The organism is Kitasatospora sp. A2-31 (assembly GCF_022288725.1).
In the GTDB taxonomy this organism is placed as follows: Bacteria; Actinomycetota; Actinomycetes; order Streptomycetales; family Streptomycetaceae; genus Kitasatospora.
The window spans coordinates 461,975-487,934 of the sequence record NZ_JAKNTA010000005.1 but is presented as its reverse complement, the minus strand read 5'-3'; the positions used below and the strand labels follow the sequence as shown (position 1 = coordinate 487,934).

25 protein-coding genes are annotated in these 25,960 nt (G+C 74.2%); 17 read left to right on the top strand and 8 right to left on the bottom strand.

What is annotated here, in order from left to right:
* The first annotated feature begins 378 nt into the window (after positions 1-378).
* Positions 379-2,577 (top strand): bifunctional glycosyltransferase family 2 protein/CDP-glycerol:glycerophosphate glycerophosphotransferase, encoded by a 2,199-nt coding sequence (locus MCM47_RS17005; protein ID WP_238862458.1) that lies wholly within the window; start codon positions 379-381, stop codon positions 2,575-2,577.
* A gap of 98 nt (positions 2,578-2,675) precedes the next feature.
* Here the strand turns inward: MCM47_RS17005 and MCM47_RS17000 are convergent, their stop codons facing one another.
* Positions 2,676-2,888, bottom strand: coding sequence for an EF-hand domain-containing protein (locus MCM47_RS17000; RefSeq protein ID WP_238862457.1), 213 nt, complete (start codon positions 2,886-2,888; stop codon positions 2,676-2,678).
* Between the two features lie 345 nt (positions 2,889-3,233).
* Here MCM47_RS17000 and MCM47_RS16995 point away from each other — a divergent pair, with 345 nt between their 5' ends.
* Positions 3,234-3,902 (top strand): 1-acyl-sn-glycerol-3-phosphate acyltransferase, encoded by a 669-nt coding sequence (locus tag MCM47_RS16995; RefSeq protein WP_238862456.1) that lies wholly within the window; start codon positions 3,234-3,236, stop codon positions 3,900-3,902.
* Positions 3,903-4,017: 115 nt separating this feature from the next.
* On the opposite strand, the gene MCM47_RS16990 is transcribed toward MCM47_RS16995, so the two are convergent.
* Together MCM47_RS16990 and MCM47_RS16985 are read right to left on the bottom strand one after the other, a co-directional pair.
* Positions 4,018-5,835: an ABC transporter ATP-binding protein gene (locus MCM47_RS16990; RefSeq protein WP_238862455.1), complete on the bottom strand. Its 1,818-nt coding sequence runs from the start codon at positions 5,833-5,835 to the stop codon at positions 4,018-4,020.
* Between the two features lie 316 nt (positions 5,836-6,151).
* Positions 6,152-6,925, bottom strand: coding sequence for an SDR family oxidoreductase (locus tag MCM47_RS16985; RefSeq protein WP_238862454.1), 774 nt, complete (start codon positions 6,923-6,925; stop codon positions 6,152-6,154).
* A gap of 241 nt (positions 6,926-7,166) precedes the next feature.
* Here MCM47_RS16985 and MCM47_RS16980 point away from each other — a divergent pair, with 241 nt between their 5' ends.
* The 4 genes from MCM47_RS16980 to MCM47_RS16965 all read left to right on the top strand — a co-directional run bounded on the left by MCM47_RS16980 (position 7,167) and on the right by MCM47_RS16965 (position 10,375).
* Positions 7,167-7,358: a hypothetical protein gene (locus MCM47_RS16980; protein ID WP_238862453.1), complete on the top strand. Its 192-nt coding sequence runs from the start codon at positions 7,167-7,169 to the stop codon at positions 7,356-7,358.
* Positions 7,359-7,403: 45 nt separating this feature from the next.
* Positions 7,404-8,240: a hypothetical protein gene (locus MCM47_RS16975; protein ID WP_238862452.1), complete on the top strand. Its 837-nt coding sequence runs from the start codon at positions 7,404-7,406 to the stop codon at positions 8,238-8,240.
* Complete coding sequence (locus MCM47_RS16970; RefSeq protein ID WP_238862451.1) at positions 8,237-9,190, top strand: hypothetical protein; 954 nt, start codon at positions 8,237-8,239, stop codon at positions 9,188-9,190. The genes MCM47_RS16975 and MCM47_RS16970 overlap by 4 nt, the downstream gene beginning before the upstream one ends.
* A gap of 165 nt (positions 9,191-9,355) precedes the next feature.
* Entirely contained in the window at positions 9,356-10,375 is a 1,020-nt protein-coding gene (locus MCM47_RS16965; RefSeq protein ID WP_238862450.1) for a serine hydrolase, read from the top strand.
* 110 nt (positions 10,376-10,485) lie between these two features.
* Here MCM47_RS16965 and MCM47_RS16960 read toward each other — a convergent pair whose 3' ends face one another.
* The 3 genes from MCM47_RS16960 to MCM47_RS16950 are packed head-to-tail and all read right to left on the bottom strand — an operon-like array spanning position 10,486 to position 14,140.
* Positions 10,486-11,379, bottom strand: coding sequence for an SDR family oxidoreductase (locus tag MCM47_RS16960; RefSeq protein WP_238862449.1), 894 nt, complete (start codon positions 11,377-11,379; stop codon positions 10,486-10,488).
* Positions 11,376-12,434 carry an alpha/beta fold hydrolase gene (locus MCM47_RS16955; RefSeq protein WP_238862448.1) on the bottom strand — a complete coding sequence of 353 codons (1,059 nt, stop codon included), beginning with the start codon at positions 12,432-12,434 and terminating at the stop codon, positions 11,376-11,378. The genes MCM47_RS16960 and MCM47_RS16955 overlap by 4 nt, the downstream gene beginning before the upstream one ends.
* Positions 12,431-14,140, bottom strand: coding sequence for an NAD(P)/FAD-dependent oxidoreductase (locus MCM47_RS16950; protein ID WP_238862447.1), 1,710 nt, complete (start codon positions 14,138-14,140; stop codon positions 12,431-12,433). Before MCM47_RS16950 ends, MCM47_RS16955 begins: the two co-directional genes overlap by 4 nt.
* A 190-nt stretch (positions 14,141-14,330) precedes the next feature.
* On the opposite strand from MCM47_RS16950, the gene MCM47_RS16945 reads away from it, so the two are divergent.
* The 7 genes from MCM47_RS16945 (at position 14,331) to MCM47_RS16915 (ending at position 20,024) form a co-directional block, all read left to right on the top strand.
* On the top strand, positions 14,331-15,137 hold the full coding sequence (locus tag MCM47_RS16945) for a MerR family transcriptional regulator (RefSeq protein WP_238862446.1): 807 nt from the start codon (positions 14,331-14,333) through the stop codon (positions 15,135-15,137).
* Positions 15,138-15,545: 408 nt separating this feature from the next.
* Complete coding sequence (locus MCM47_RS16940; protein ID WP_238862445.1) at positions 15,546-16,178, top strand: hypothetical protein; 633 nt, start codon at positions 15,546-15,548, stop codon at positions 16,176-16,178.
* Between the two features lie 365 nt (positions 16,179-16,543).
* Positions 16,544-16,900 carry a type VII secretion target gene (locus tag MCM47_RS16935; RefSeq protein ID WP_238862444.1) on the top strand — a complete coding sequence of 119 codons (357 nt, stop codon included), beginning with the start codon at positions 16,544-16,546 and terminating at the stop codon, positions 16,898-16,900.
* Positions 16,897-18,453: a hypothetical protein gene (locus tag MCM47_RS16930; RefSeq protein ID WP_238862443.1), complete on the top strand. Its 1,557-nt coding sequence runs from the start codon at positions 16,897-16,899 to the stop codon at positions 18,451-18,453. The genes MCM47_RS16935 and MCM47_RS16930 overlap by 4 nt, the downstream gene beginning before the upstream one ends.
* The gene (locus tag MCM47_RS16925; protein ID WP_238862442.1) at positions 18,450-18,836 is read left to right on the top strand and encodes a hypothetical protein; all 387 of its coding nucleotides are present in this window, start codon (positions 18,450-18,452) and stop codon (positions 18,834-18,836) included. Before MCM47_RS16930 ends, MCM47_RS16925 begins: the two co-directional genes overlap by 4 nt.
* The gene (locus MCM47_RS16920) at positions 18,833-19,408 is read left to right on the top strand and encodes a hypothetical protein (protein ID WP_238862441.1); all 576 of its coding nucleotides are present in this window, start codon (positions 18,833-18,835) and stop codon (positions 19,406-19,408) included. The genes MCM47_RS16925 and MCM47_RS16920 overlap by 4 nt, the downstream gene beginning before the upstream one ends.
* A 61-nt stretch (positions 19,409-19,469) precedes the next feature.
* Positions 19,470-20,024 (top strand): GNAT family N-acetyltransferase, encoded by a 555-nt coding sequence (locus MCM47_RS16915; protein ID WP_238862440.1) that lies wholly within the window; start codon positions 19,470-19,472, stop codon positions 20,022-20,024.
* A 59-nt stretch (positions 20,025-20,083) separates the two neighbouring features.
* Here the strand turns inward: MCM47_RS16915 and MCM47_RS16910 are convergent, their stop codons facing one another.
* Both MCM47_RS16910 and MCM47_RS16905 read right to left on the bottom strand, forming a co-directional pair.
* Complete coding sequence (locus tag MCM47_RS16910) at positions 20,084-20,485, bottom strand: VOC family protein (protein WP_238862439.1); 402 nt, start codon at positions 20,483-20,485, stop codon at positions 20,084-20,086.
* A 49-nt stretch (positions 20,486-20,534) separates the two neighbouring features.
* The gene (locus MCM47_RS16905) at positions 20,535-21,536 is read right to left on the bottom strand and encodes a (2Fe-2S)-binding protein (RefSeq protein WP_308222342.1); all 1,002 of its coding nucleotides are present in this window, start codon (positions 21,534-21,536) and stop codon (positions 20,535-20,537) included.
* A gap of 298 nt (positions 21,537-21,834) precedes the next feature.
* Here MCM47_RS16905 and MCM47_RS16900 point away from each other — a divergent pair, with 298 nt between their 5' ends.
* The 4 genes from MCM47_RS16900 to MCM47_RS16885 all read left to right on the top strand — a co-directional run bounded on the left by MCM47_RS16900 (position 21,835) and on the right by MCM47_RS16885 (position 25,867).
* Positions 21,835-22,818 (top strand): iron ABC transporter permease, encoded by a 984-nt coding sequence (locus MCM47_RS16900; RefSeq protein WP_238862660.1) that lies wholly within the window; start codon positions 21,835-21,837, stop codon positions 22,816-22,818.
* Positions 22,815-23,870 (top strand): iron chelate uptake ABC transporter family permease subunit, encoded by a 1,056-nt coding sequence (locus tag MCM47_RS16895; protein WP_238862438.1) that lies wholly within the window; start codon positions 22,815-22,817, stop codon positions 23,868-23,870. Before MCM47_RS16900 ends, MCM47_RS16895 begins: the two co-directional genes overlap by 4 nt.
* The gene (locus MCM47_RS16890; protein ID WP_238862437.1) at positions 23,870-24,745 is read left to right on the top strand and encodes an ABC transporter ATP-binding protein; all 876 of its coding nucleotides are present in this window, start codon (positions 23,870-23,872) and stop codon (positions 24,743-24,745) included. The genes MCM47_RS16895 and MCM47_RS16890 overlap by 1 nt, the downstream gene beginning before the upstream one ends.
* Before the next feature lie 105 nt (positions 24,746-24,850).
* The gene (locus tag MCM47_RS16885; protein ID WP_238862436.1) at positions 24,851-25,867 is read left to right on the top strand and encodes an ABC transporter substrate-binding protein; all 1,017 of its coding nucleotides are present in this window, start codon (positions 24,851-24,853) and stop codon (positions 25,865-25,867) included.
* The last annotated feature ends 93 nt before the right edge of the window (positions 25,868-25,960 follow it).

Below are 25,960 nucleotides of genomic sequence, written 5' to 3'. Positions count from 1 at the left end.
CGATACGACTATCACTTCAGGAAGTGAACACAATCGCGGGATTGACTCGGCTCGAAGCTCCAAGCAATATCTTCATCGACATGCGCGGGCGCGAGCTCGCACCGCCCGCACCCAGTCGCGTGTTCGACAGATGAAGATCTCCGGCTCCCCCGAGCCACTGCCGGCCGCCTCGACGCTGCGGTGGCCAGGTTCGGGAGGTTTCGGACAGGCGGCCGGCCGTAGAGGGTCGGCCGGGCCGCCACCTGGCTGCCGGTGCCGCCCCGCACGGGGCCCGGCACCGGCGGTTCCGGCTCCGGGAGCACCGCTCTCCTCCCCCCGCGCGCCACGGGGCGCCCCGCACGGATCCGCCGCCGACCGCGCTCGCTAGACTCGGCCAGCGTGCCAGTCCTCCTCAGCATCGTGCTCCCGGTCCACGGAGTGGAGCGCTACCTGCCCCGCTGCCTCGACTCGATCCTGGAAGCCACTCCCGCCGGGGAGTCCCGCTTCGAGGTGATCGCGGTGGACGACCGCTCCCCGGACCGCTGCGGCGAGATCCTGGACGAGTACGCCGCCCGCGACCGCCGGCTGCGCGTGCTGCACCTCACCGAGAACCAGGGCCTCGGGGGTGCCCGGACGGCCGCGCTGCCCGAGGTGCGCGGCGAGTACGTCTGGTTCGTCGACAGCGACGACTGGCTGCCGGACGGCACCGTCTCCGCGCTCGTCGACGAGCTCGACCGGGAGTCGAAGCGCGACCGGCCGACCGACGTCCTGCTCACCGACTTCGTCCACGCCTACCCGGACGGCGGGACCGAGCCCAACCCCTGGCGCCACGTGCTGGTCGGCTCCCCGCTGGTCGAGGGCGCCACCCTGGCCGAGCACCCGGCGCTGTTCCAGACCGTGATGTCGGTGTGGAACAAGGTGTTCCGCCGCGAGTTCCTGCTCGGTCTCGGCGTCTCCTTCGGGCGCGGCTTCTACGAGGACATCTCGGTCACCTACCCGGCGCTGCTGGCCGCCGAGCGGCTGCGCTACCTCGACCGGCCCTGCTACTTCTACCGGCGCGGCCGGGCCGGCGCGATCACCTCCACCGCCTCCCCCAGGCACGCGGACGCGTTCGCCCAGTACGACGCGATCTTCGCCTTCCTGGACCGCCCGGACCGGCCCGGCCGCCCCGTGCCGGAGTCGCTGCGCACCCTGGTCTTCGACCGCACCGTCCGGCAGGCGCTCAACGTCTACGACACCCCCGGGCTGGTCCCGGCGGACCGGCGCAAGGACTTCTTCCGCCGGATCTCCGAGCACTTCGCCCGCCACCGCCCGGCCGGCTACCGGTTCCCCGGCGGGGTGCGCGGCGTGCAGTACCGGCTGGCCGCGCGCGGCGCCCGGCTCGCGTACGCGGAGCTGCGGCGCACCGGGCGGCTGCCGCGCGAACTCAAGCGCGGGGCGCGGGCCGTGGCACCCGCGGTGAAGAAGGGGGTCCGCAGCAGCGCCCGGTTCACCGCGTACAACGCCTTCCGCCGGCTGCCGCTGGACGAGCACCTGGCGGTCTACGCGGCGTACTGGCACCGCGGGTACGCCTGCAGCCCGGCGGCGATCTACGAGAAGGCGAAGGAGCTGGCGCCGGACGTCCGTGGCGTCTGGGTGGTGGAGAACCGCGCCCGGGCGGCCGCGCTGCCCGCCGGCGTGCCGTACGTGATCGTCAACACCCCCGCCTACCTGAAGGCGATGGCGACCGCCAAGTACTTCGTGAACAACGTCAACTTCCCCCGGACCATGGTCAAGCGGCCCGGCACGGTGCACGTCCAGACCCAGCACGGCACACCGCTGAAGGCGATGGGCATGGACCTGAAGGACCACCCGGTGGCGGCCGACGGGATGGACTTCGACCTGCTGCAGGAGGCCGTCGACCGCTGGGACTTCCTGGTCTCGTCCAATCCCCACACCAGCGAGCACTTCGCCCGCGCCTTCCCGGGCCGGTACGAGATGCTGGACACCGGCTACCCGCGCAACGACCGGCTGGCGAACGCCGGGCCGGCCGAGGTGGCCGCGATGCGCGAGCGGTTCGGGCTGGCTCCCGGGCGCACCGCCGTGCTGTACGCGCCCACGCACCGCGAGGGCCAGGGCGGCTACGTGCCCCTGCTGGACGTGCGCGAGCTGGCGCGGAGGCTGGGCCCCGGTTTCACGCTGCTGGTGCGCACCCACTACTTCCACACCGGCGGCCCGGGTGACCTGGCGGCGGGCGAGGGCGCGGCCGAGATCCTGGACGTCTCCGCGCACCCGACCGTGGAGGACCTCTACCTGGCGGCGGACGTGCTGGTCACGGACTACTCGTCGATGATGTTCGACTTCGCCGTGCTGGACCGGCCGATCGTGGTGTTCGCGCCGGACTGGGAGGAGTACAAGCGGAACCGCGGCGTCTACTTCGACCTGTTCGCCGAGCCGCCGGGTGCGGTGACGGTGGACGCGGACGGGCTGGCGGCGGCGCTGCTGGCGGGCGACCCGGAGCCGGGGGCGCGGGCGAAGTTCCGGGAGCGGTTCTGCCCGTGGGACGACGGCGGGGCCGCCGAGCGGGTGGTCCGCCGGGTGTTCCCCGTCAAGGACTGAACGGCGGGCCCGGGGCCGGGCGGCGGGCCCGCGGCTGACGGCGGGCCCGGAGCCGAGCGGCGGGCCCCGGGTCGCCCCGGGGCCCGGCCGGGCCGGCCTCAGCCCTGGCGGGCGGCCAGGAACTCGTCGAAGGTGAGCTCACCGTCGTGGTTGGTGTCCATCTGCTTGATGATGGCCTCGGCCACCGAGATCGTCGTGGTCAGGTCGCCGAGCTCGCGCGCGACCTGGGCGTACTCGGCGGCGGTGATCCGGCCGTCGCCGTTCACGTCGAACTTGTCGAAGGCCGCGCGGATGTTGTCGACGTCTGCCATGGGACCCCTCCTGAGGGAACTGGAAGCTGGTGAGCTTCTGAAACTGCTGAAACGCCTGTCCGCCGGTCGACCGATCGGCTGGTCCGCCCTTCGGGCGGTGCTCCGATCACGAAGATCCGCCGATCGGAACGACCTGCTGATCGAGAAGACCTGCTGGAGTGCGTTTCTCTACGACGGCCGTACCCTACCCGGCCGTGGTGAGCGCCACGGCTGCCGGGAGTGGACGGGTTCGGGGGTGGGTGTCGTAGTCTGCGGGTCTGATTCCCGGCCCGGCCGGGGACGACCGCCGATCGTCGACCGTTCAGGCCCGGGCTCCCCTCGGGCGTGCACGTCCTGGGAGGGACCATGCTCGATCTCGTCACCAAGCTGGTGCTGAAACCGCTCGCGCGGGGGATCTGGCGGCCGAACATCGAGGGCCTGGAGAACGTGCCGCGCAAGGGCGGCGTCATCCTGGCCAGCAACCACCTCTCCTTCATCGACAGCGTGGTGATCCCGCTGACCGCGCCGCGCCGGGTGCACTTCCTGGCCAAGGCCGAGTACTTCACCGGCGCCGGCATGAAGGGCGCGCTCTCCAAGGGCTTCTTCGAGGCGATCGGCGCGGTGCCGGTCGAGCGCGGCACCTACCGCTCGGCCCAGGCCTCGCTGGAGTCGGCGCTGGCGATCCTGGAGGACGGCAAGGCCTTCGGCATCTACCCCGAGGGCACCCGCTCGCTCGACGGCCGCCTCTACCGGGGCAAGACCGGTGTGGCCTGGCTGGCCCTGACCGCGGGCGTCCCGGTGGTACCGGTGGCACTGGAGGGCCCGGAGCAGATCCTGCCGATCGGCAAGCGCGTCCCCCGGATCAGGAAGGTGACGGTCCGTTTCGGCGAGCCGCTGCACTTCGACGAGCTGCACGGCCAGGCCCGCTCGCTCAAGGCCCGCCGGCAGGTCACCGACGAGGTGATGCGGGCGATCCAGCAGCTGTCCGGCCAGGAGGTCGTGGAGAGCTACAACGAGATCCCCAAGGCGGCCTGAGCCCGTCCGCGGGCGGGGCCCTCGGACCGGCCCCGGCCCGCCGGCCGCCTGAGCCCCGCCGCCTGAAGCCCCGCCGCCCGGGCCGAGCCCGTCCGCGGCCCGGGCCCGCGGCCGCTCAGACCCGGCCGAGCTGGGCGGCCGGCACCTCGCGCCGCAGCAGCGCCGCGTACCGGCCGTCGGCCTCGACCAGCCGGTCGTGGGTGCCCCGCTCGACCACCTCGCCGCGATCCAGGACGACGATCTGGTCGGCGGACCGGACGGTCGAGAGCCGGTGGGCGATGGTGATGGTGGTCCGCCCCGCCGCCAGCGTGTCGATGGCCTGCTGGACGGCGCGTTCGGTCCGGTTGTCGAGGGCGCTGGTGGCCTCGTCCAGGATCAGCACCGGCGGGTTGCGCAGGATGGTCCGGGCGAGCGCGAGCCGCTGCTTCTCCCCTCCCGAGAAGCGGTAGCCCCGCTCGCCGACCAGGGTGTCGTAGCCGTCCGGCAGCCCGGCGATGGTGTCGTGGATCTGCGCGGCCTCGGCCGCGGCGACCAGTTCGGCGTCGGTGGCGTCCGGCTTGGCGAAGCGCAGGTTGTCGGCGACCGAGGCGTGGAAGAGGTAGGTCTCCTGGGAGACCACGCCGACCGCCCGGGACAGCGAGTCGAAGGAGAGCTCGCGGACGTCGACGCCGTCGATGGTGACCCGGCCCCCGGTGACGTCGTAGAGGCGGGGCACCAGGTAGCTGAGCGTGGTCTTGCCCGAGCCGGTCTCGCCGACGACGGCGAGCGAGCTCCCGGCCGGAACCTCGAGCTCGACCCCGGAGAGGGTCGGCCGCTCCTGGTCCGGGTCGTAGCGGAAGTCGACGCCCTCGAAGCGGACCTCGCCGGTGATCCGCTCCAGCTCGACCGGTCGCTCCGGCTCCGCGATCTCGACCGGCAGGTCCAGATACTCGAAGATGCGGTGGAACAGGGCCAGCGACGTCTGCACCTGCACACCCGTGGAGAGCAGGCTGACGGTGGGGCGGAACAGGCCCTGCTGGAGCGAGACGAAGGCGACCAGGGTGCCGACCGAGACGATCGGCGAGCCGCCGGCCGCGGCCAGGCCGGCCGCCCAGTAGATCACCGCGGGCATCGCGGCCATCACGATCTGGATGGTGTTCATCCGCCACCGCCCCGCCATGCTGGCGCGCACCTCCAGCTCGGCCAGCTGGTCGGACTGGCCGGTGAACTCCGCGGCCAGTGAGTCCGAGCGGCCCATGGTGCGGCCGAGCAGGATGCCGCTGACCGAGAGGGACTCCTGCACCGCCGAGCTCATCGCGGCGAGCTGCTTCTGCCGCTCGGTGGTGATCTTCTTCCGCTCGTTGCCGACCCGCCGGCTGATCCAGACGAACACGGGCAGGAGCAGCAGCGAGACGACGGTGAGCCGCCAGTCCAGCGCGACCATGGCCACGACGGAGGCGATGACGGAGGTGAAGTTGGAGACCAGCGAGGTCGCCGTCGACGTCACGGTGGACTGCATGCCGCCGATGTCGTTGGCGATCCGGGACTGCACCTCGCCGGTGCGGGTGCGGGTGAAGAAGGCCAGCGACATCCGCTGGAGGTGGCTGTAGACGGCGGTGCGCAGGTCGTGCATGACGCGCTGGCCGACGGTGGTGGAGATCAGCGTCTGCAGCACGTTGAAGATGCTGTTCACCACGGCGGCGGCGATCATGCCGAGCGCGAGCAGGCTGAGCAGGCCGGTGCGGCCCTGCGGGATGGCCGTGTCCAGGACGGCCCTGAGCAGGAACGGCGATATCACCGACACCACGGCGGAGGCCGCCACCAGCAGTCCGACCGCGGTGAGCCGGCCCGTGTACGGGCGGAACAGCGCGAGGATGCGGCGCCACTGGGCCGGCGGGCGGGGCTCGTCCGCGGCTCGGGCGGGTGGGGTCCATCGGATGCCGTCGGGCCTCAAGGGCAGACCTCCCAGGGTCGGACGCGCGGGCGGCGCGCGGCGGGCGCGGCAGCGCGCACCCGCGCGGAGGGCATGGCACCGCGCGGGTGCGCGGCGGGCATGGCGGTGCAGCGGACACCGGCATGGCGAGCATAGCTCATAGTTAGCGAAGCTAATAGTGAGGCTCGCTCTATTCCCGGCGCCGGGTCGCCAGCCAGAGCCTGCCGCACGGGCGGCTCCCCTCCGGGGCCGCCGCACCGTCGCGCTCGCGGCCGGCGGCAGGCCGGCGCGACCCCGGGGCCCGGGGACTCGCCGCCCGCCGCGAGCGCCTCCCGACTCAGTCGGTCCGGTAGGTGCGCGCCGCCTTGGAGGAGAGTCCGCCGAGCTTGCCGGAGGGCAGCAGGCGGGCGACCGCCACCGCGATCTTGTACCGCTTGCCCGGCACGGACAACGAGCGGCCGCGGGCGAGGTCCCGCATGGCCTCCTCGACCACCCGCTCGGCCGACAGCCAACCCCAGGACGGGATGTTGCCGGTGCCCATGCCCGCCCGCTGGTGGAACTCGGTCCGGGTGAAGCCCGGGCAGAGCGCCATCAGCCGCACGCCGGTACCGCCCAGATCGCGCATCACGCCCTGGGTGAAGCTCACCACCCACGCCTTGCTCGCGCCGTACGTCCCGCGCGGCAGGAAGGCCGCCACCGAGGCGACGTTGACGATCGCGCCGCGCCGCCGCTCGCGCATCCCCGGCAGAGCGGCCGTGGTCAGCCGGAGGATCGCCTCCACGTGGACCTTCAGCATGTCCAGCTCGTCCTGGAGCGGGACGGTGAGGAAGGCGCCCTTGTTGCCGAAGCCGGCGTTGTTCACCAGCAGGTCCACCGGGCGGGCGGTGTCCGACAGCCGCGCCTCCACGGCCGCGATGCCCTCCTCGGTGGCGAGATCGGCGGTGAGCACCTCGGCATCGATGCCGTACGTGTCGTGCAGGTCCGCGGCGGAGCTCTCCAGCCGTCCGGTGTCCCGGGCCACCAGGACGAGCTGGTAGCCGCTCCGGGCGAGCCGACGGGCGAACGCGGCTCCGATGCCGGCGGTGGCGCCGGTGATCAAGGCAGTGGTCATGCACCCGACCGTACCGACTCGCCGGCGGCCAGGGGTACCGCCCCGCGGCACCGGAGCGTCGAGGGCCACTCCGACCCTGCACGGACGGGCCGTTCGCCACCGAGCGCATCCGGGAGCGAGGTCCGCCCGGTGCCATCGGTCACGCAGAGTACGCCCGTTGCGCCGGACAGTTCGCACCCGTATCGTCGGACGAGGGGGCACCGCCGGGCCAGGCGGTGAAATCCCGATGAGGAGGCAGCCGATGCTTGCTCAGACCACCCGAACCACGCGGGCTCCGCTCGCCACGCCGGCCGAGGTCGACGTGCTCGGCACGCTGATGCTGGAGGACGAGGCGACCGTCAGTGACGCGCCCACGTACCGGCCCGAAGCCTCGGGCGTGCTGATCGCCCTCCTTCTGCTGTCACCGAAGCAGCCCAAGGAGAAGACCCGGTAACCGGCCGGGCTCACCGGCTCTCCACGACAGGAGAACCTCGTTCCCATGCCGTTCGCCGACACTTCCCTCCGTGACGAGTACGCCGCGGCCGTCGAGCGAGTGGCGGGCCGGGTCCTCGACGCCCTCCGGGGCGCCGCGGGCCCGGCCTCGCCCGGCCGGCCCGGCGACGGTACGCCGGACGGCCCGCCGAACAGCCCCTCTCCGGACGTGCCGCTCCTGGAAAGCCCGTTGTCCCGGGCCGAGTTGGCTGCCGTCCGGGTGCTCGGGCCGGACGTGTTCGCGCCGCGGCTGCTGCACGGGCTCCTCCCCGACCGGCCGACCGCGCTCGCCGTCGCGCTGGCCCTGGAGGCGTTCCCCGCACCAGCCCCCGGCACGACCGACGATCCGTCCGACGGCGCGGCGGCGGCGTCCTGGCGGGACCGCGCCACCCTCGACCTGCTCGCCCTCGGTGGTCATTCGGGCGGTCACCCCGACGGTCAGCCCGTCTCCGCCCCGCGGCCCGCGGCCCGACCGGGTCCGCCTCCGGCCCCCGTGCCCGAACCGGCCCTGCTCGGCTGGCCCCGCTGGTCGGTGGCGATGGCCCGGCTCTCGCCCCTGGCCCTGCCCGACCTCGGCGGGCCGATCCACGACCTCGCCCGCCGCCACGCCCTCGCCCTCGCCCGGGGAGCCGCCCGCTCGATGATGCGGCGCGACCTCCGCACCGCCGCCCGGATCGCCCGGTGGCTGGCCTGGACCGTGGCGAACGGCGCCCCGGAGCACCTGGAGGTCGCCCCCGTCCTGGACCGGGTCCGCGCCGCCGGCGACGGCAGTGCCCGGATCGCACTTGAAGTCGCCATCGCCGAGGGCCTGTTGGCACTGCGGCCGAACGGAGCGGCGGTATGACCGGCACCACCGACACGACCGTCCTGCGCAGCGCCCAAGAGGTCTCCTCGGGTGCGCTGCGCTGGCTGCACTCCTGCTACCGCAGCGGGCTCGGCCGCTTCCCCGAGGACGCGACCATCGACCTGGCCGACCCCGACAACGTCTACAAGCCTCTCGGGGAGGCCGCGTTGGCGACCGGCCTGCTGCTGCGCGAGGGCGTCGTGGGCGCCGAGGACAGCCGGATCGCCCGCGAGACGCTCGACCTCGCCTGGGAGCAGCTGCGGGGCGGCGACCTGCTCTACGAGCGGCAGTTGCGCTACCCGCTGATGACCGACCCGCTGGAGGTCTACGTCCACTTCGCCCGGGCCGACTACCGCCACCGGGCCCTGGAGGAACTGCTGGACTCACTGGCCCGGCTCCGCGCGGTGCGGGCCATGGAGATGTTGCCCAACCGGCGGCTGGCCGTCGCCAACGCCCGCCGGGTGGTGGGCCTGGAGCAGCAGGCGGACTGGTCGGCCCTCGCCGCCGCCACCTGGCTGGGGGCCACGCCCGAGCCCTGGATGATCGACTGGCTGACCGCCTACGACGTCACCCACACCGTGTTCCACCTCACCGACTGGGGCGCCCGGCCGGACGGCCTGCCCGCCCCGATGCGCGACTACCTGCGCGACTGGTTGCCGGTCTGGCTGGACGTCTGGCAGGAGATCGGCCAGTGGGACCTGGTCGGCGAACTGCTCATCGTCGCCGCGTGCATCGGCGAGACCGAGGCCGGCGTCCCCGGCTGGCGGGCGCTGGCCGCCGCACAGCGGCCCGACGGCATGGTGCCGCGGGACGCCGACCCGGTCGCCGGCGAGCCGGAACAGCTGCTGACGGACCACGGACACACCGCCGTGGTCACCGTGGTCGCCGCCGCGATCACCCTGGCCCGCGCGCTGGGCGGCGCGTCCGGCGCCACCGCCGTGGCGGCCTAGGTGGACGGCCCGACCGGGAAGCCCCGGGCCACCGGCGCAGCCGGCGAGCCGGTCGTTTCGCTCGAACTCCGCCTGGGCGTAGCCGGGTCGGGCAGGTCAGGCGGACCAGACGGAGGCGGCTCCGGCTACGGCGGGTTGGGCTACGGCGGGTTGGGCTACGGCGGGTTGGGAGAGCAGGATGCGGAGCGGCTGGTCGCGGCGGCCGCCCCGTTCGCCACCGCCGTCACCCTGGCCGTCGCCTGGGGCGAGCGGCAGGCCGTCCACTCCCGCGGCCGGCTGTCGCACGGGGGTGCGCCCTGCACGCCGGACAGCGTCTTCGAACTCGGCTCCGTCTCCAAGACGTTCACCGCTCTGCTGCTGGCCTCGATGACCGCGCGCGGCGAACTCGCCCCGGCCGACCCGGTGGAGCCGTACCTGCCCCGGAACTGGCGGGCACCGGCCGTCCGGCAGGGCGGGCCCATCCGGCTCCTGCACCTGGCCACCCACACGTCCGGGCTTCCCCGCCTGCCGCCGGGCCTGCTGAAGAGCGCCCTGCCGGCCTGGTTCAGCAACCCCTACGCGACCTTCCGGGACGAGCAGTTGCAGGCCGCTCTGGCCCGAACGACGTTGCACCACCGGCCCGGTAGTCGGTTCGCCTACTCCAACTACGGCGCCGGTCTTCTCGGCCGGCTGCTCGCCGAGGCCGCGTCCACCGACTATCCGGCGCTCCTCGCCGACCGCATCTGCCGACCGCTGGGCCTGCGCACCACGACCTGCCGCCCGGACGCGCCCGACCGCGTGGTCGGACACCGCCACGAGCGCCCGCTGCCACCCTGGCACATCCCGGGCCTGCCGGGCGCCGGGGCCGTCCGTGCCGGCGGTATGGACCTGCTGCGCTACCTCCGCGCCCATCTCGCCCCGGGTGACGGGGAGCTGGGGGCGGCCCTGCGCGACGTCCAGCGGCCCCGGCTACGCCTGCCGCACTCGGCGGACCGGATCTGTCTGATCTGGAACCACCGCCGGATCGGCGGCCGTGACCTCCTCTTCCACTCCGGCGGCACCCGCGGCTTCACCGCCTTCGTCGGCTTCTGCCCGCAGACCGCCACGGCCGTCGCCGCCCTGGCCAACTGCGGTCCCGCCCTGGACGGCCGGTTCGTCCAGGCCGGCTACGAGGCGCTGAAGCGGCTCTCCTCCGCACAGCCCTGACGACCGCCGGCCGGCGACAGGGCAACAGGGCAACAGGGCAACAGGGCAACAGGGCAGGATGACCGGCCGGTTCCGCCGGGTGGATCCACCCGGCGGAACCGCCGCCCGGATCAGTGCTCGGTCGAGCGCGCGGCCGTGTCGGCCGCTCCCCCGGCGCCCACCGGGCGCAGGCGGGTGGCGGCGGTGGCGGCCAACTGCGGTGCGAGCTTGGCGACGTCGCGGGATCCGACGGCCGCGATCACCAGCGGCAGCAGCGCACGCACAGGCTGCATGCCGCGCAGCCAGGCCTGGGCGTAGACGTGGGCCGAACGGCGGGCGATGCCCTCCACCAGGCGGTCCACGGCGGGGCCGAGCGGGTAGGTCTTGTTGGCGGGCCAGGGCAGCCGGGAGCGCATCTGCTTCAGGACGGTGTCCTGGTCGGCACCGCGCACCATGTCGGTGTCGGTCCAACTCAGGTACGCGACGCCGACCTTCACACCCTGGTAGGCGACCTCGGCGCGGACGGAGTGAGCGAAGGCCTCCACGCCCGCCTTGCTGGCACAGTAGGCGCTCATCAGCGGCGCCGGCGTGAGCGCGGCGAGCGAGGCGATCTGCAGCAGGTAGCCGCGGCTCTCGGTGAGGGCCGGAAGGAAGGCCCGGGCGGTGGCGACGCTGCCGAGCAGGTTCACCTCGATCACCCGGCTGAACGCCCGGTGGTCGCTGTCGAGCAGCGGGCCGCCGATGGCGATGCCCGCGTTGGCCACCACGGCGTCGATCCGGCCGTAGTGCTCCTTGATCAGCCGGGCGGTCTCGGTGAGGGCGTCGACGTCGGTGACGTCGGCCTCCCAGGCGGTGGCGGACGGGCCGCAGAGCGCGGCGACGGCCTTGAGCTCGGCCGGCTCCAGACCGACCAGCGCCACCTTCGCGCCGCGCAGGGTGAGCTTGCGGGCGAGCTCGGCACCGACACCGCGCGCGGCACCCGTGACGACGACGACCTGTGCGGACAGGGGCGGAATGGCGTTCATGCGGGCACGGACCTTTCGGGGGCGGCTGACGGGGCGGGGCCGGGCACGGTCGGGACGGACCCGGTCGGGACGGACGGCACGGTCGGGGCGGACCCGGTCGGGACGGCGGTCTCGGCGGCAGCGGGCCCGAGGGCGGCGGGCCCGGCCGCGCGGAGGTGGGCGGCAGCCATCCGGTGGATCTCGGCGGCCACCTCGGCGGGCCGTTCCATCGGGGCCATGTGCCCGACCCCGGGGAGCAGGAGCAGCCCCTGCGGGTCGGCCAGCGCCGCCACCATCCGGTGGGCGTGCACCGGCGGGGTGAGCCGGTCGTCGGTGCCGACCACGACGGCGGTCGGCGCGGTGAGCCGGGCCAGCCCCGGCCGGACGTCGAGCTCCCCCAGCACGCCGGCCCACGCGGCCCGGACCCCGGTGGGGCAGGCGTGCACGATGCGTGCTGCCGCCTCGACCGGGCCCTCGGGCGAACTCGCGCCCATGGTGGCGTACCTGAGCACGGACCGGCTGGCCGGCCCGACCGGACCGAGCGGCAGCCGGGAGCGCAGGACCCGGCGGTGGAGGAACCGTCGCAGCGCAGGGGAGCGCACCACGCCCGGCAGTACGCGGAGTTCGGCGATCAGGTCGGACGAGCCGGTCGAGACGAGCACGGCGGCGGCGGTCCGCTCGGCGACCTCGGGGCGGCCGCCGGCGGCCATGATGGTCATGCCGCCCATGCTGTGCCCGACGAGGAGGGCGCGCTCGCCGGCCGCTACGGTCCGTGTGAGCACGGCGGAGAGGTCCTCGGCCAGCGCGCGGGTGGAGTAGCGGACCGGGCTGGGCGGGATATCGCTGCGGCCGTGCCCGCGCTGGTCGTACGCCACCACCCGGTAGCGGTCGGCGAGTCGGCGGATCACCGGCGCCCAGAAGACGGTGGAGCAGGTCCAGCCGTGGGCGAGGACGACGGTCGGGGCGCCGGGTTGCCCGTGCACCTCCACGTGGAGCCGGATGCCGTCGGCCGAGCGGACGTCCACCTGCTCGACGGGGCTGAGCGGTTCGTAGTCGGCGGGGATCGCGGGCCTCATACCAGGGCCCCCTCGGCCGCGGCGGCCGAGCCCGGCGCCGCGGGGGCGGCGCGCATGATCAGCTCGTACTCGGCGAGGTCGACCTTCCGGGTGGCCCGGCGGAACGCCGTCGTGGAGCCGGGCCAGAGCACGGTGTTCCTGCCGTTGGGGTCCAGGTACCAGCTGCGGCAGCCGCCGGTGGTCCAGACGGTGCGGTCCATCCGGTGCTGGAGTTCGAGGTTCCAGTGCCGCTGGGCCCGCTCGGTCGGCTGCATCGCGGTGGCGCCGATCGAGCCCAGGGTGGTCAACGCGTCGATCATGTAGTTCAGCTGGGACTCGATCATCAGGATCATCGAGCTGTTCCCGAGGCCGGTGTTGGGGCCGATCACGAAGAAGAGGTTCGGGAAGCCACGCACGGTGGAGCCGCGCAGCGCCTCCATGCCGTCCTTCCACTCCTCCGCCAGGCTCGTGCCGTCGACGCCGAACACCCGCTCACCGATGGGCATGTCGGTGACGTGGAAGCCGGTGCCGAAGACGATCGCGTCCACCTCGTGCTCGCTGCCGTCCGCCGCGACGAGGGTCGAGCCGCGCACCTCGCGCAGGCCGGAGGCGACCACCTCGGTGTTGGCGGCGGCGAGCGCCGGGTAGTAGGTGTTGCTGAGCAGGATGCGCTTGCAGCCGATCCGGTAGTCCGGGGTGAGCCTGGCGCGCAGCGCGGGGTCGGCGACAGCCTGGGCGAGGTGGCGTTCGGCGAGCTGCTGGACGACCTTGAGCAGGCCGGGCCGGCGGACGAAGGCGTCCACCTGGAGCTCGCGAAGGGCGAAGAGGGTGCCTCGGCGGATCTTGGCGGTCACGGGAAGGCGGCCGTGCAGCCACTTCTCGATCTCGCTGATCGCGCGGTCACGGCGCGGCAGCACCCAGGCGGGCGTGCGCTGGAAGACCGTCAGCCGGCCCACCAGCGGCTGGATGGACGGGACGATCTGGGCGGCGGACGCGCCGGTGCCGACCATCGCGACCCGCTTGCCGGCGAGCTCGTAGTCGTGGTCCCAGCGGGAGGAGTGGAACACCTTTCCGGGGAAGGCGTCCAGGCCCGGCAGGTCGGGGATCTGCGGATCGGCCAGCGGCCCGGCGGCGGAGACGACGGCGTCGGCGGTCCACTCGCCGGCCGTGGTGGTGATCCGCCAGCAGGCCTGGTCCGCCTCCCAGCGAGCCTCGGTGACTTCGGCGTTGAAGCGCAGGTGCGGGCGGATGCCGAAGACGTCGGTGACCTTCTCCAGGTAGGCCCGGATGTCCGGCTGGCCGGAGAAGCTGCGCGGCCAGTCCGGATTGGGGGCGAAGGAGAAGGAGTAGAGGTGGGAGGGCACGTCGCAGGCGCAGCCGGGGTAGCTGTTGTCGCGCCAGGTGCCGCCGACCGAGTCGGCGCGCTCCAGGATGACGAAGTCGGTGATCCCGGCGCGGCGGAGCCGGACGCCGGCGCCGATCCCGCCGAATCCGGAGCCGATCACCGCGACCCGGACGTGCCGGACGGGCGCCGGGACCGCCGCTGCGGGCCCGGCCGGCCGGGCTGCCGGGACGGTCGCGGCGGCGGCCGCCTCCGGCGCGGCGCTCGCCTCCGGTCCGGAGGCGGCGTCCGGTGCGGCGGTCGCGGCCGCCTCCGGCGTGGCGTCGGCAGCGCCGGAGTCCTGGCCGGACGAGCCGGGGCGCGGGCGCTTGGTGCTGGATGCCATGCGGCGTCCTCCTGAGGGTGGGGGCCTGAGGTGCGCACTGCCGCGACGCGCCGCCTCCATGGTGCCGTGGCGTGCCGCGAGAACCATGCCAGCAATCACTGGCACGATGGGCAGGTTAGCCCTTGCTGACAGTCGATGGAAGAAGCCCGGCCGCCGCACTTCCACGATCGGCGGTCCTATGCTGAGCGCCGTGGACAAGGTCAGAGCGGCGGCGGACGACAAGCAGCGCGAGTACCGGGTGGAGGAGCTGGCCGAGGCGGCCGGCATCACCACCCGCACGCTGCGCTTCTACCGCGAGCGCAAGCTGCTCCAGCCCCCGCGCAAGGAGGGCCGGATCGCCTGGTACGGCGAGGCCCACCTCGCCCGGCTCCGGGTGATCGCCGAACTCCTGGAGCGCGGCCACACCCTGGGCGGGATCGCGGAGCTGATCGGCGCCGGCGAGAGCGGCCGGGACGTCGCCGAGCTGATCGGGCTGGAGGCGGCGATCGTCGCCCCCTGGTCCGACGAGACCGCGGTCCGGCTGGACTGGGACGAGCTGAAGGCCACCTTCGGGGACCAGCTCACCGAGGAGAACACCGCCGAGTCCATCGCCCAGGGCTTCATCACCGTCGACGAGGACGGGATCACCCACGTCAGCCGCCGGCTGCTGGACGCGACCACGGACCTCGTCGCCGAGGGTGTGCCGCTCTCGGCGGTGCTGGAGGCCAGCCGGCGGACGCGCGAGCACGTGGACGCGATCGCCGAGGTCTTCACCGCCCTCGCCCGGGAACACCTCCTGGGCGCCCTCGCGGCCGACACCCCGCTTCCGCCCGGCGAGGCCGCCCGGCTGACCGAACAGGTGCTGCGGGTGCGCCCGCTGGCCCGGACCGTCACCGACGCCCAGTTCGCGCTGGCCATGGACCGCCGGGTACACGCCGAGTACGAGGAACTGCTGCGGCAACGCCTCGAGCAGCGCGACGAGGCCGACGCGGGGAGCGGCACCGGCCGCGAGGCGTGACGGGCACCGAGGCATGACGGGCGCCGAGGAGTGACGGGCACCGAGGCATGACGGGCGCCGAGGAGTGACGGGCACCGAGGAGTGACGGGCACCGAGGCATGACGGGCGCCGAGGAGTGACGGGCGCCGAGGAGTGACGGGCACCGAGGCATGACGGGCGCCGAGGAGTGACGGGCACCGAGGAGTGACGGGCACCGAGGCGTAGCACGCCCCGCCGTGGCGGATGCTCGGCATCGGCTCCACCGGCGCGGGCCCGGTCCTCGACCGGATCCGCCCAGGAGGAGCCCGGCCGGCCGAGCGCTCGCCCCTGGTGCCCCGAGGGGGCCGACGGCATCCGCAGCACGCTCCTGGTTCACCACCAACTGCCTTGTGGAAGAAGGTAGTAGGGACCAGCGAGAGGGGGCGGGACATGGACGCGCTGGCGACCGCGGGCACGGTGGCGATCCCGGTCCTCGCGGCATGGTCGGTGCTGCGGCTCTGGCTCCGCCCCGGGACGACGCCGGGCGACGCCGTGTCGGCGTACGGGTGGTCCGCGCTCGGCCTGGCGGTCGGCTACTCCTCCGGCCCCGGCTGGCTGGTGCCCGCCTGCTGGGCGACGCTCGGCCTCGCGGCGGCGTACCACCTCGGCCGCCTGCTGCTGTGGATCGTCGCGAAGCCGATCGTCCCGACCGATCCCGTCGTGCTGCGGCGACGCCTGCTGGACGCCTGCCGCGCGGAGACCGGACCCGAGGCGTTCCTGGTCGGCGTGAGCCCGGACGGGTACCTCACCTTCTGGGGGCTGGAGAGTGCCGGCATCCCGCGCTGCCGGCTCCGGCCCGGGCCGGGCTGCGCGACCTGCCTCCTGGAGGAGATCGTCGGGGAGTTGGCCGTCAACGCGGCGGACGTCGTCGCGCAGTACCGGGCCCGGTTGGCGGAGCGGGCGAACCAGCTGTTCGCCCTGCGGCGGGGGGTGATCGACAACCGGTGGAAGGCCGAACTGCGCCCGGTCAAGGGTGCCAGGATGCCGTTCGAGCACTCTCCCTGCACCGTCCACCGGTTCTGAGCGACGCGCCGTCCACCCGATCCGCCCGTTACAGTCGAGGCCCACCCGCGGCCCACCCGCGGCCCTTCCCGGGCCGGGGACGCCGTCCGCCCGGCGCCGGTTCCACTCCGAAGCCCAAGACCGCCCCAACACCCGGCGCGGATTCCCGGCAGAACGCGGAGCCGACGCGCCCTCAACGTGAAGGAATCGAGCAGCCCGCACCGTCGCGGAGGGCCTGGCGGCACGGTCCGCGCCACACGTTAGGCTCATCCCCCGATGCCCGCGCCGCACCACGTCGCGCGGGCATCGAGCCATACGGACTGACGTACCGGAGCCGGGCGACACCGGTCGCGCGACGTGCGCCGGAGACGGGGGAACGGGGAGACATGAGTGGCGGACCAGCCCAGGGTGCCGGGGGCACGGGTGACGGCGGAGCCGGCGGATACAGCGTCAACGTGGCCGGGCTGCACGGGGTCAGCGAGGCGCTGAGCAAGACGGCGACCGACATCGCGGAGGCCAAGACCGCCTACGCGGGCGGGCTCTGCTACGCGTCGACGGCCTTCGGCGAGTTCGGGATGGACCACGCCTGGTCGTCCTTCGACCAGAACTGGTCGAAGGAGATCGACGTCACCCAGCGCGCCCTGGACGAGCTGGCGCAGAAGATGTCGACCACCACGGCGAACTACCGCAACACCGAGAAGGCCCTGGCCGCCTCGCTGGCGCCGGCGGGCGGCGGCCGATGAGCAAGGTCAAGGACCTGGAGAGCGCCCAGCACAGCATCGAGAAGTTCTCGCTCATGTTCGCCAACCTCCAGTTGCTGGAGGGGATCGACAAGGCCCTGGCCGTCCCGGAGCCGGTCGGCGATCCGGGGGCGATCCGCGCCCGTGCCCAGGACTACGCCAAGGCGGCCGCCTCCTTCGGCAAGGCCGCGCAGGACCTCGCCGGCATAGCCGGCAACCAGCTGCCCGCGGTCTGGACCGGTTCGGTGGCCGAGCACGCCACCCAGGCGGTGCACGCGATGTCGGCGGAGACGGTCACCTCCAAGGAGACCCTCGCCGAGGCCGCGAAGGTCCTGGAGGCCTGGGCGAACGACCTGCAGTGGGCGAAGTCCGTCGACGCCCAGGGCCGCCAGCAGTTGCAGTCCGCCCGGGAGAAGGCGCGCAAGGACCCGGGCGGCTTCGACCAGGGCGCCCGGGAGGAGGCCCTGAACGGCGTCGCCGCCCAGCTGTCGGGCGCCCGCCGCGCCGAGAGCTGCGGGACGAGCACGGCGAGCAAGCTCAACCAGCTGGCGTCCAAGGCCCGCGCCGAACGGGCCGGCCAGGGGTCGATCGACCCGCTCGCGGCCGTGGTGCTGGCCACCGAGAAGAACCCGGGCGCCGGCGAGGACGACGGCTACATCCTCACGCCCAACCAGCTGGACCGCGCCACCCAGACCCTCGGCGTGATGCCGGGCGGCGACCAGGCGGCGTTCCGTGCGCTGCTCTCCAACGCCAAGTCGCCCGAGGAGGCGGCGTACCTGTGGAAGGCGCTGGCGGCCGGCCACTCGGTGGCGGACATCCAGAAGTTCGACGAGGGCATCCACCCGCACGGCGACGACCCGGCCTGGCTGGCCCAGCATCTGGTGCCGGCGACCAGCACCGGTGACACCGACCGCGAGTCCTCCGACAACATCGACGTCACCTACCAGGGCCGGAACGTCAACATCGACGGGTACTCGGTCTACTCGCAGCGCAACGTCAGCGACTGCGTGGCCGCGTCCACCGTGATCGCCCAGGCGAAGCTGGACCCGCTGCTGATGTACCAGCTGACCACCGGCGGCACGCCCGACGTGCCCGGCGCGGACTCGCCGGAGAACTTCGAACAGCGGCTGCAGAAGACCTACATCGGCGAGTACATCGACGGCCAGAAGGTCGACGGCCGGAAGACCTATCCCAAGGAGGACAGCGGCCTCGGCCCCAAGGCCCAGACCTACCTGGCCGACAAGGACCTCGGCAAGGCCACCGGCGCCGACTACGAGCACGTCGAGCTGGAGAACGACGACGACCGGCGGGCGGCGCTGGCCCGGATCGAGAAGTCCGTGGACGAGGGCCTGCCCGTCCCGATCACCGTGCGCAACAGCGACTCCGGCCACCAGATGATGATCATCGGACGGGACGGCGACAGGCTGCAGATCTACAACCCCTGGGGCTTCACCTCCTGGGTGACGGAGGAGCAGTTCGTCAACAGCCAGCTCGGCGGGCTGACCCCCGGCGACCACCCCCTCGACAAGTCGACCGCCCTGGAGCTGCCGAAATGACCACCGTCCGGTCGGACGCCGAACTGGCGGACCTCGACGTCCCCGCCGCCGTCACCCGCGGCCTGCTGCTCGCCGGCGGCCCGCGCCAGGCCCTGTTCACCGAGGCCGCCATCGCCGCCGCGCACCGGGCCGAGGCCGCCGGCATCGGCCCGTACCCGCTGGGCTTCCTGGCCCGGCACGTCCGGGCCGGCGGCTTCGCGGCGGCCCTCGCCCTGCCCGACCCGGTCATCGGCGAGCCCGGCCGCACGCTGGTGCGCGGCTGGCTGGAGGCCGCCGCGGCGACCGGCGCCGACCTGGGGCGCGAGCACCTTTTCGCGCGCTGGCTGGCGGAGGTCGCCGCGCTGGTCTCGCTGCGGCGCGACGCCCGGGAGGGGAACGCGTGACGGGCAGCCGGCGCCGCCCGCTCGACCGGGGTCTCGCCGTGGCCGCCGCCGCCCTCGTGGCGGCGGCCGCGGCGGCCGGCTGCTCCTCCTCCGCGGCCGGTGGCCCGGACCGGCAGCCGGACGCCGTCCTCGCACTGCCCGCCGACCAGGACGCGGACGCGGTGGGAGGGGGCCGCCAGCCCGCCTTCCCGCCCTCCGAGGTCCACCTCGCGGTCGGCGGCTCGCTGGGCGTCAGCCTGACCTCGGCGCCGCTGCCGCACGGCTGGCAGCTCGCCGGCGAGGGCGATCCGGCGGTCGTCCGCCGGGGCCCGGACACCCCGCTGAGCAGTTGCCCGGCCGACTCGGCCGGCTGCGGCCACACCGTCCGCCAGACCTGGACCGCCGCCACCGCCGGATCCACCACGCTCACCTGGCACTTCGTCGACCGCACCGGCTGCGGCCGCGGGGCCGGCGGGCCGGGCACGGCCCCCACGGCCCCGGCCGGTTCCGGGACGGGCGGTTCCGGGACGGCCGGGCCCGCGTCGTCCTGCAAGGTGCTGGCCGTCAAGGAGGTCCGGATCAGCGTCGGCTGACGATGCGTCGGAGAACAGGCTTCCCGGGCACCGCTCCACCGCGTGCGCCTACGATCTGATCATGATCGAGGGAACGCTGGTGAAGCTGCGCGCACTGCGCGCGGAGGACGCGGAGCACCACCTCCGCTGGCGCAACGACCCGGAGGTGGTGCGGTTCGCCGCCGCCGGGGACCCGTGCTTCGGGCCGGTCACGGCCGAGGGCGTGGAGATCGGATTCTCGACGATGCTGCGGCTGGTCCCCCGGGAAGCCGCCGTGCTCACCGTCGAGGAGGCGGCGACCGGTCGCGTCATCGGGATGGTCGACTACCGGGACCTCGACCCGTTCGTCGGCGTCGCCACGCTGGGGATCACCCTCGGCGAGAAGGAGTTCTGGGGCCGCGGCCACGGCTCGGAGGCACTGCGGCTGCTGGTGGACCACCTCTTCGGCGCCTACGGCCTCAACCGGCTGGAGCTGGACACCTGGAGCGGCAACGAGCGGGCCGTCCGGGCGTTCACCCGGATCGGCTTCCGGGAGGAGGGCCGCCGCCGCGCGGCGGCCCTGGTCGGCGGCGTCCGGTACGACCGGGTGCTCTTCGGCATGCTCCGCGAGGAGTGGCGGCCGGCGGTCCGGCCGTAGCCGCTCACCGGAGCGTGGCCGGCGTACGGGCGCGTCGGTGGCGGACGTCGGGCCCCGGGTCAGGCACCCCAGGTGCGGGTGCAGAGCACCAGCCGGTACCCGTCCGGGTCTTCGACGGTGACGCCGAACTCGTCCCAGTACGGATTGTGCGCCGGCACCCGCTTCCCCCCGGCAGCCTCCAGGCGTGCGACGGCGGCCTCGTCCACGGGTGCGCCCAGGTAGAGGACGAAGAGGTCGTCGACGGTCGGGGTGGGCTCCAGCGGCTGCTCCGGGTCGCGGGTCAGCTCGAAGTGCCAGGCGCCGCCGGGGAGGCCGACCATGACCAGGTCGTGCTCGCCGGACACGCGCTCGGTGGAGCGCCAGAGCACCGAGAGACCGAGGCCGTCGACGTAGAAGCGCTCGGCGGCGGCGAGGTCCCGGGAGGGGCGGGCGACCCGGACCTTCGTAGTGGAGTCGATCATGCAGTGACCCTACCCGCCCACCGGGGGTGGCCGGCGTGCCGGCGGCCGCTCAGAACCGCCGCAGGCGCTCCTCGTCCGACGTACGGGGGCAGGTGAGGCAGGCGGAGTCCGGACGGATCGCGTAGTAGAGACAGCAGCCGAGCCGGGTCCGGGTGTGGTGCTCGCGGCCGTCGGTGCCGCGCAGGACCCGGAAGTCGGCGGCGCCCGGGAGCGGTCGGGTGCCGCCGGGCAGCACCGCAGCGGCGGCCGCGACGGCGGCGGCCTCCTCGCCGAGCATCCGGCCGAGGTACCAGACGGCGGAGGCCAGATCGTCCGTGACCATGCCCCAGAGGGCGCGGGTGCCGCGCCGGGTGGGCCCGGCGAAGGCGGTGAGCAGCGGCTCCACGTGCGCGACGACGGCGGCACGCAGCTCGGCACGGAGTTCGTCGTCGCCCGGAAGGGTGCGGTGGGAACGCGGGCGCAGCGCGAGGTCGCCGGTGGGGGCGTGCAGCCAGAGGTCGCGGGGGTCGATGACGGGCACCCGCCGGGCGAGGTGCCAGGGGCCGACGATCAGGAGGCAGGCGGACCAGACGTAGTGGTGCAGCAGCCGGGAGGCGGCGACGTGCGGGCGCGGCGAGGTGCCGTGCTCGGCGGCGAGCGGGGCGATCCGGGCGGACTCACCGGCCAGCGCCTCGGCCAGGGAGGTCGGGTCGTCCGCCAGTCGGGCCGCGGAGTGCCAGCCCTGGGCGGGGGCGGGGTCCGGGTCGTCGGCCGCGAGCAGTGTCAGCGCGAGGGCCGGGCAGAGTTCCACCAGCCGCCGGTAGTCCGCGGCGAGCGCCGCATCCTCTTGACGGGCGTGCGCGGCGTCCGCATGACGGGACGACACCGCGCCCGCCCCAGGAGCGTGGGCGGTGCGGGCGAGCGTGGTGGGTGCAGGGGCGCCGGACGCGAGCGCCGGCTGCGCCCCGCGGATGAGCACGCCGTCCGGGCCGGCCTGCAGGCCGGGAGCGAGCGGGCCGCCCGCCGCATCGTCAGCACGGAGAGGACCCAGTGCGGACGGGGCTCCGGGCATGGGTGTGGCACCCGAGATCATCGGCACTCCCGAGATCGATTAAGGTGAGGCTCACCTTACAGTCGCACGGAGCCGCACGATCCCGGACCCGCACCGCCGATCCGGGGCATCCGCCCGGACCTGCACCGGGACCTGCACCGGGACCTGCACCCGAGGCTGCACCCGGACAGCTCCACCCAGGACGGACGGATCGGGACAGGACTTGACGAGGTTAGGCATGCCTAACCTAATATCTCGAATCGTGTTGAAGACCGACCCTCCGACGGCCACCGCCGCGGCAGCGCCCCGGACCTCCGCAGTGCGGCGGCTCCTGCTGCTGACCGCGGGAGCCGGAGCGCTCGTCCTCTGCGTCGCACTCAGCCTCGCGCTCGGCTCCCGCTCCATCCCGATCTCCACCGTGATCGACGCCCTCACCGGATCCGGCTCCGGCTCCGGCGGCGACGCCGACGTGGTGACGGGCCTTCGGGTCCCCCGCACGCTCGTCGGCCTGGCCGTCGGCGCCGCCCTCGGCGTCGCCGGGGCCGTCGCCCAGGGCGTCACGCGCAACCCGCTGGCCTCGCCGATCACGCTCGGCATCAACGCCGGCGCGAGCTTCGCCGTGGTCGCCGCGATCTACGGGCTCGGGCTCTCCCGGCCGGTCGAGTACGTCCCGTTCGCCTTCCTCGGGGCGGCCGTCGCCGCCGTGGCGGCGTACGCGATGTCCCGCCGCGGCGGGGACCTCGACCCGGTCCGGCTGGCGCTCGGCGGCACGGTGCTCACCGTGGTGCTCACCTCCTGGACCTCCGCGCTGATGCTGGCCAGTCACCGCACGCTGGACGAGGCCCGGTTCTGGCTGGCCGGCTCGATCGCCGGGCGGCAGCTCGACACCCTCACGCCCGTCCTGCCGTTCCTGGCCCTCGGCCTGGTCGGCGCCTTCGCCGTCGCCCCCGCGCTCAACGCGCTGGCCCTCGGGGACGAGGCCGCGCAGGCGCTCGGCGTGCCGGTCGCACGGATCCGCGTCCTCGGCGGCCTCGCCGTGGTGCTGCTCGCGGGCAGCGCGGTCGCCGTCGCCGGGCCGGTCGCCTTCATCGGCCTCGCCGCGCCGCACCTGGTCCGGCCGCTGCTCGGCAACGACCACCGCTGGCTGCTGCCCGGCTGCCTGATCACCGGTCCGCTGCTGTTGCTCGCCGCCGACGTGCTGGGGCGCCTGGTGGTCCGGCCGTCCGAGATCGAGGTCGGCATCGTGACGGCCTTCCTCGGCGCGCCGCTGCTCGCCGTGCTGGCCCGGAAGGTGGCCCGATGACCACGCTCACCCTGGACACCGCGGCGCGGACGGCCGCGGGGACGAGCGCGGCCCGCCGCCGGGCCCGGACCGCCGCCTGGTCGCTGCTGGCCGCCGCGCTGCTGGTGCTGCTCACCGGCGTCGCGCTCGGCACCGGCCAGGTGCAGATGTCCGCCTGGGACGCGCTGCGCGCCCTGGTCGGCGTCGGCGACGCCGGAAACGTGCTGGTGGTGCAGGAGTTCCGGGCCCCCCGGGTGGTCTCGGCGCTGATCGCCGGCGCCGGGCTCGCCGTGGCCGGCTCGATGCTGCAGCGGCTCTTCCGCAACCCGCTCGCCTCCCCGGACACCATCGGCGTCACCGGCGGGGCCTCGTTCGGCGCCGTCCTGATGCTGGCCACCGGCGCCTCGCAGGAGCTGATCCCGCTCGCCGCGCTCGGCGGCGGCCTGCTCGCCGCGCTGCTGCTCGGCGGCTTCGCCTGGCGTTCGCGGATGGCGGTGACCCGGCTGGTGCTGGTCGGCCTGGCGGTCCAGCAGGGCCTCGCCGCGGCGGTCAACCTGATGATCGTCCGGTTTCCCGCCGAGCTCGCCGCCTCCGCGATGCAGTGGACCACCGGCTCGCTGTACGGGCGCAACTGGACCGAGGTCTGGATCGGCGGCACCGCCATCGCGCTCACCGCCGCCGTCGCGGTGCTCTGCCACCGCCGGGTCGCCGTCCTGGACCTCGGCGACGACTCGGCCGGCGGGCTCGGCCTCGACCCGAACCGCGACCGGCTGCTCCTCCTGCTGCTGACCATCGCACTCGCCTCGCTCGCCGCCGCGCTGACCGGGCCGGTCGCCTTCGTCGCCCTCGCCGTGCCGCACCTGGTGCGGCTACTCGCCGGGCCGCCGACCCTCGGCACCCTCGGCCTCACCGCGCTCACCGGCGCCGCGCTGCTGCTCTCCTCCGACCTCCTCGTGCTCCACGTGATCCCCGTCCACGGCCTGCCGGTGGGTGCCGTCACCGCCACCCTCGGCGCGCCCTGGCTCCTGGTGCTGATGATCCGCCAGGGCCGACTCCCCCAGAGGAGCAGCTGATGACCGCCGCCACCACCGACCGGCAGCCCGCGACCGGAGCACCCGACGAGCGGCCCACCGGCGCCAACCGGCTCGCCGCCCACGGGCTCCACCTGCGGTACGGCAACCGCGTGATCGTGGACGGGCTCGACCTGGAACTGCCCGGCGGAGCCGTCACGGCGATCGTCGGCCCGAACGCCTGCGGCAAGTCCACCCTGCTGCGCGGCCTGGTCCGGCTGCTCGACCCGGCCGCCGGGACCGTCACCCTGGACGGCTGCGACATCCACCGGATGCCGGCGCGGGCGCTCGCCCGGCGGATGGGCCTGCTGCCGCAGCAGCCGGTCACCCCCGAGGCGATCACCGTCGAGGCCCTGGTGCGGCTCGGCCGCTTCCCGCACCAGCGGATGCTGAGCCCCTGGTCCAAGGCCGACCAGGCCGCGGTCGAGGAGGCGCTGGCCCGCACCGGCACCGACGTGCTGCGCGACCAGCAGGTGGACCGGCTCTCCGGCGGCCAGCGCCAGCGCGCCTGGATCGCCCTGGCGCTCGCCCAGGACACCGAGCTCCTGCTGCTCGACGAGCCGACCACCTTCCTGGACCTGCGGCACCAGCTGGACGTCCTCGACCTGGTCGCCGACCTGCACGCCGAGGCCGGACGCACCGTCGTCATGGTGCTGCACGACCTGGGACAGGCCGCCCGCTACGCCGACCACCTGGTGGTGCTCAAGGACGGCCGGCTCGCCGCCGCCGGAGCGCCCACCGAGGTACTGACGGCCGAGCTGGTGGAGGAGGTCTTCGAGGTGCCGTGCCAGGTGGTGCCCGACCCGGAGACCGGCACGCCGCTGGTCGTGCCACGGGCACGGACCCGGTCCCGGACCACCGCCGTCTCCTCGGGCTGATCCCCCTTCCGCCCTCCGGCCGCCCCGCGCTCACCCGTGGCCGAGCCGGTGTCCCACCCTGCCCGGAACCGTCCGGCACCCCCGCACCAGAGCAAAGGAACCGCCATGAACCGCTCCGTCCGCGCCCGCAGGCTCCCCGCCGCCGTCCTGGCCGTCGCGCTCTCCACCACGCTGCTCGCCGCCTGCGGGAGCAACGGCGACGCCGAGGACGCCGCCAAGCCCGCCGGCGACGCCGCCCCGGCCGCCGCCGGCTCCGGCGGGGTCTTCCCGCGCAGCGTCACGCACGCCGCCGGGACCGCCGAGATCAAGGCCCAGCCGAAGCGCGTCGTGGTCCTGGACAGCGGCGAGCTGGACGACGTCACCCTGCTGGGCATCACCCCGGTCGGCGCGGTCTCCCCGCACATGAAGACCGAGGGCGGCTTCCCGGGCTACCTCAAGGACAAGGTCAAGGACACCAAGGAGGTCGGCCCGATGGCCGAGCCGAACCTGGAGCTGATCGCCTCCCTCAAGCCCGACCTGATCCTCTCCTCGAAGGTCCGGCACGCCAAGGTCTACGACAAGCTGAACGCCATCGCTCCGACGGTGCTGGCCGAGACCACGGGATTCCCGTGGAAGGAGAACCTCGCCCTGTACGCGCAGGCGCTCGGCAAGGAGGCGGAGGCCAAGAAGGCACTCGCCGACTACGAGGCCCGCGCCGCCAAGCTCGGCGAGGCGATCAAGGCCAAGTACAACGGCACGGCCCCGAGCGCCTCGGTGGTCCGCTTCGTCGCCGGCCCGACCCGCCTCTACCAGAAGCAGTCGTTCAGCGGTGTCGTGCTCAAGGACGTCGGCCTCGGCCGCCCGGCCTCGCAGGACGTCGACAAGTCGATGCTGGAGGTCAGCGCCGAGCAGATCAACCAGGCCGACGCCGACCTGGTCTTCGTCACGGTCGCCGACGACCCGACCAAGACCAAGCAGAGCGAGGTCCAGGGCACCCCGGTCTGGCAGGGCCTGAACGCCGTCAAGAACGGCAAGGTGTTCAACGTGCCGGACGAGACCTGGATGTCGGGCATCGGCGTCCAGGCCGCCGACGCCATGCTCGGCGACATCGCCAAGGCCGCGGGCGTCGACGCGCCCAAGTAGCCACCCCCCCAGACGGAAGGGCGGGCCGCCCGCACGGCGGCCCGCCCCACCCGGCCGGCCTCCCCGGCCCGGCTCCCCCACGGAGAGGACCCC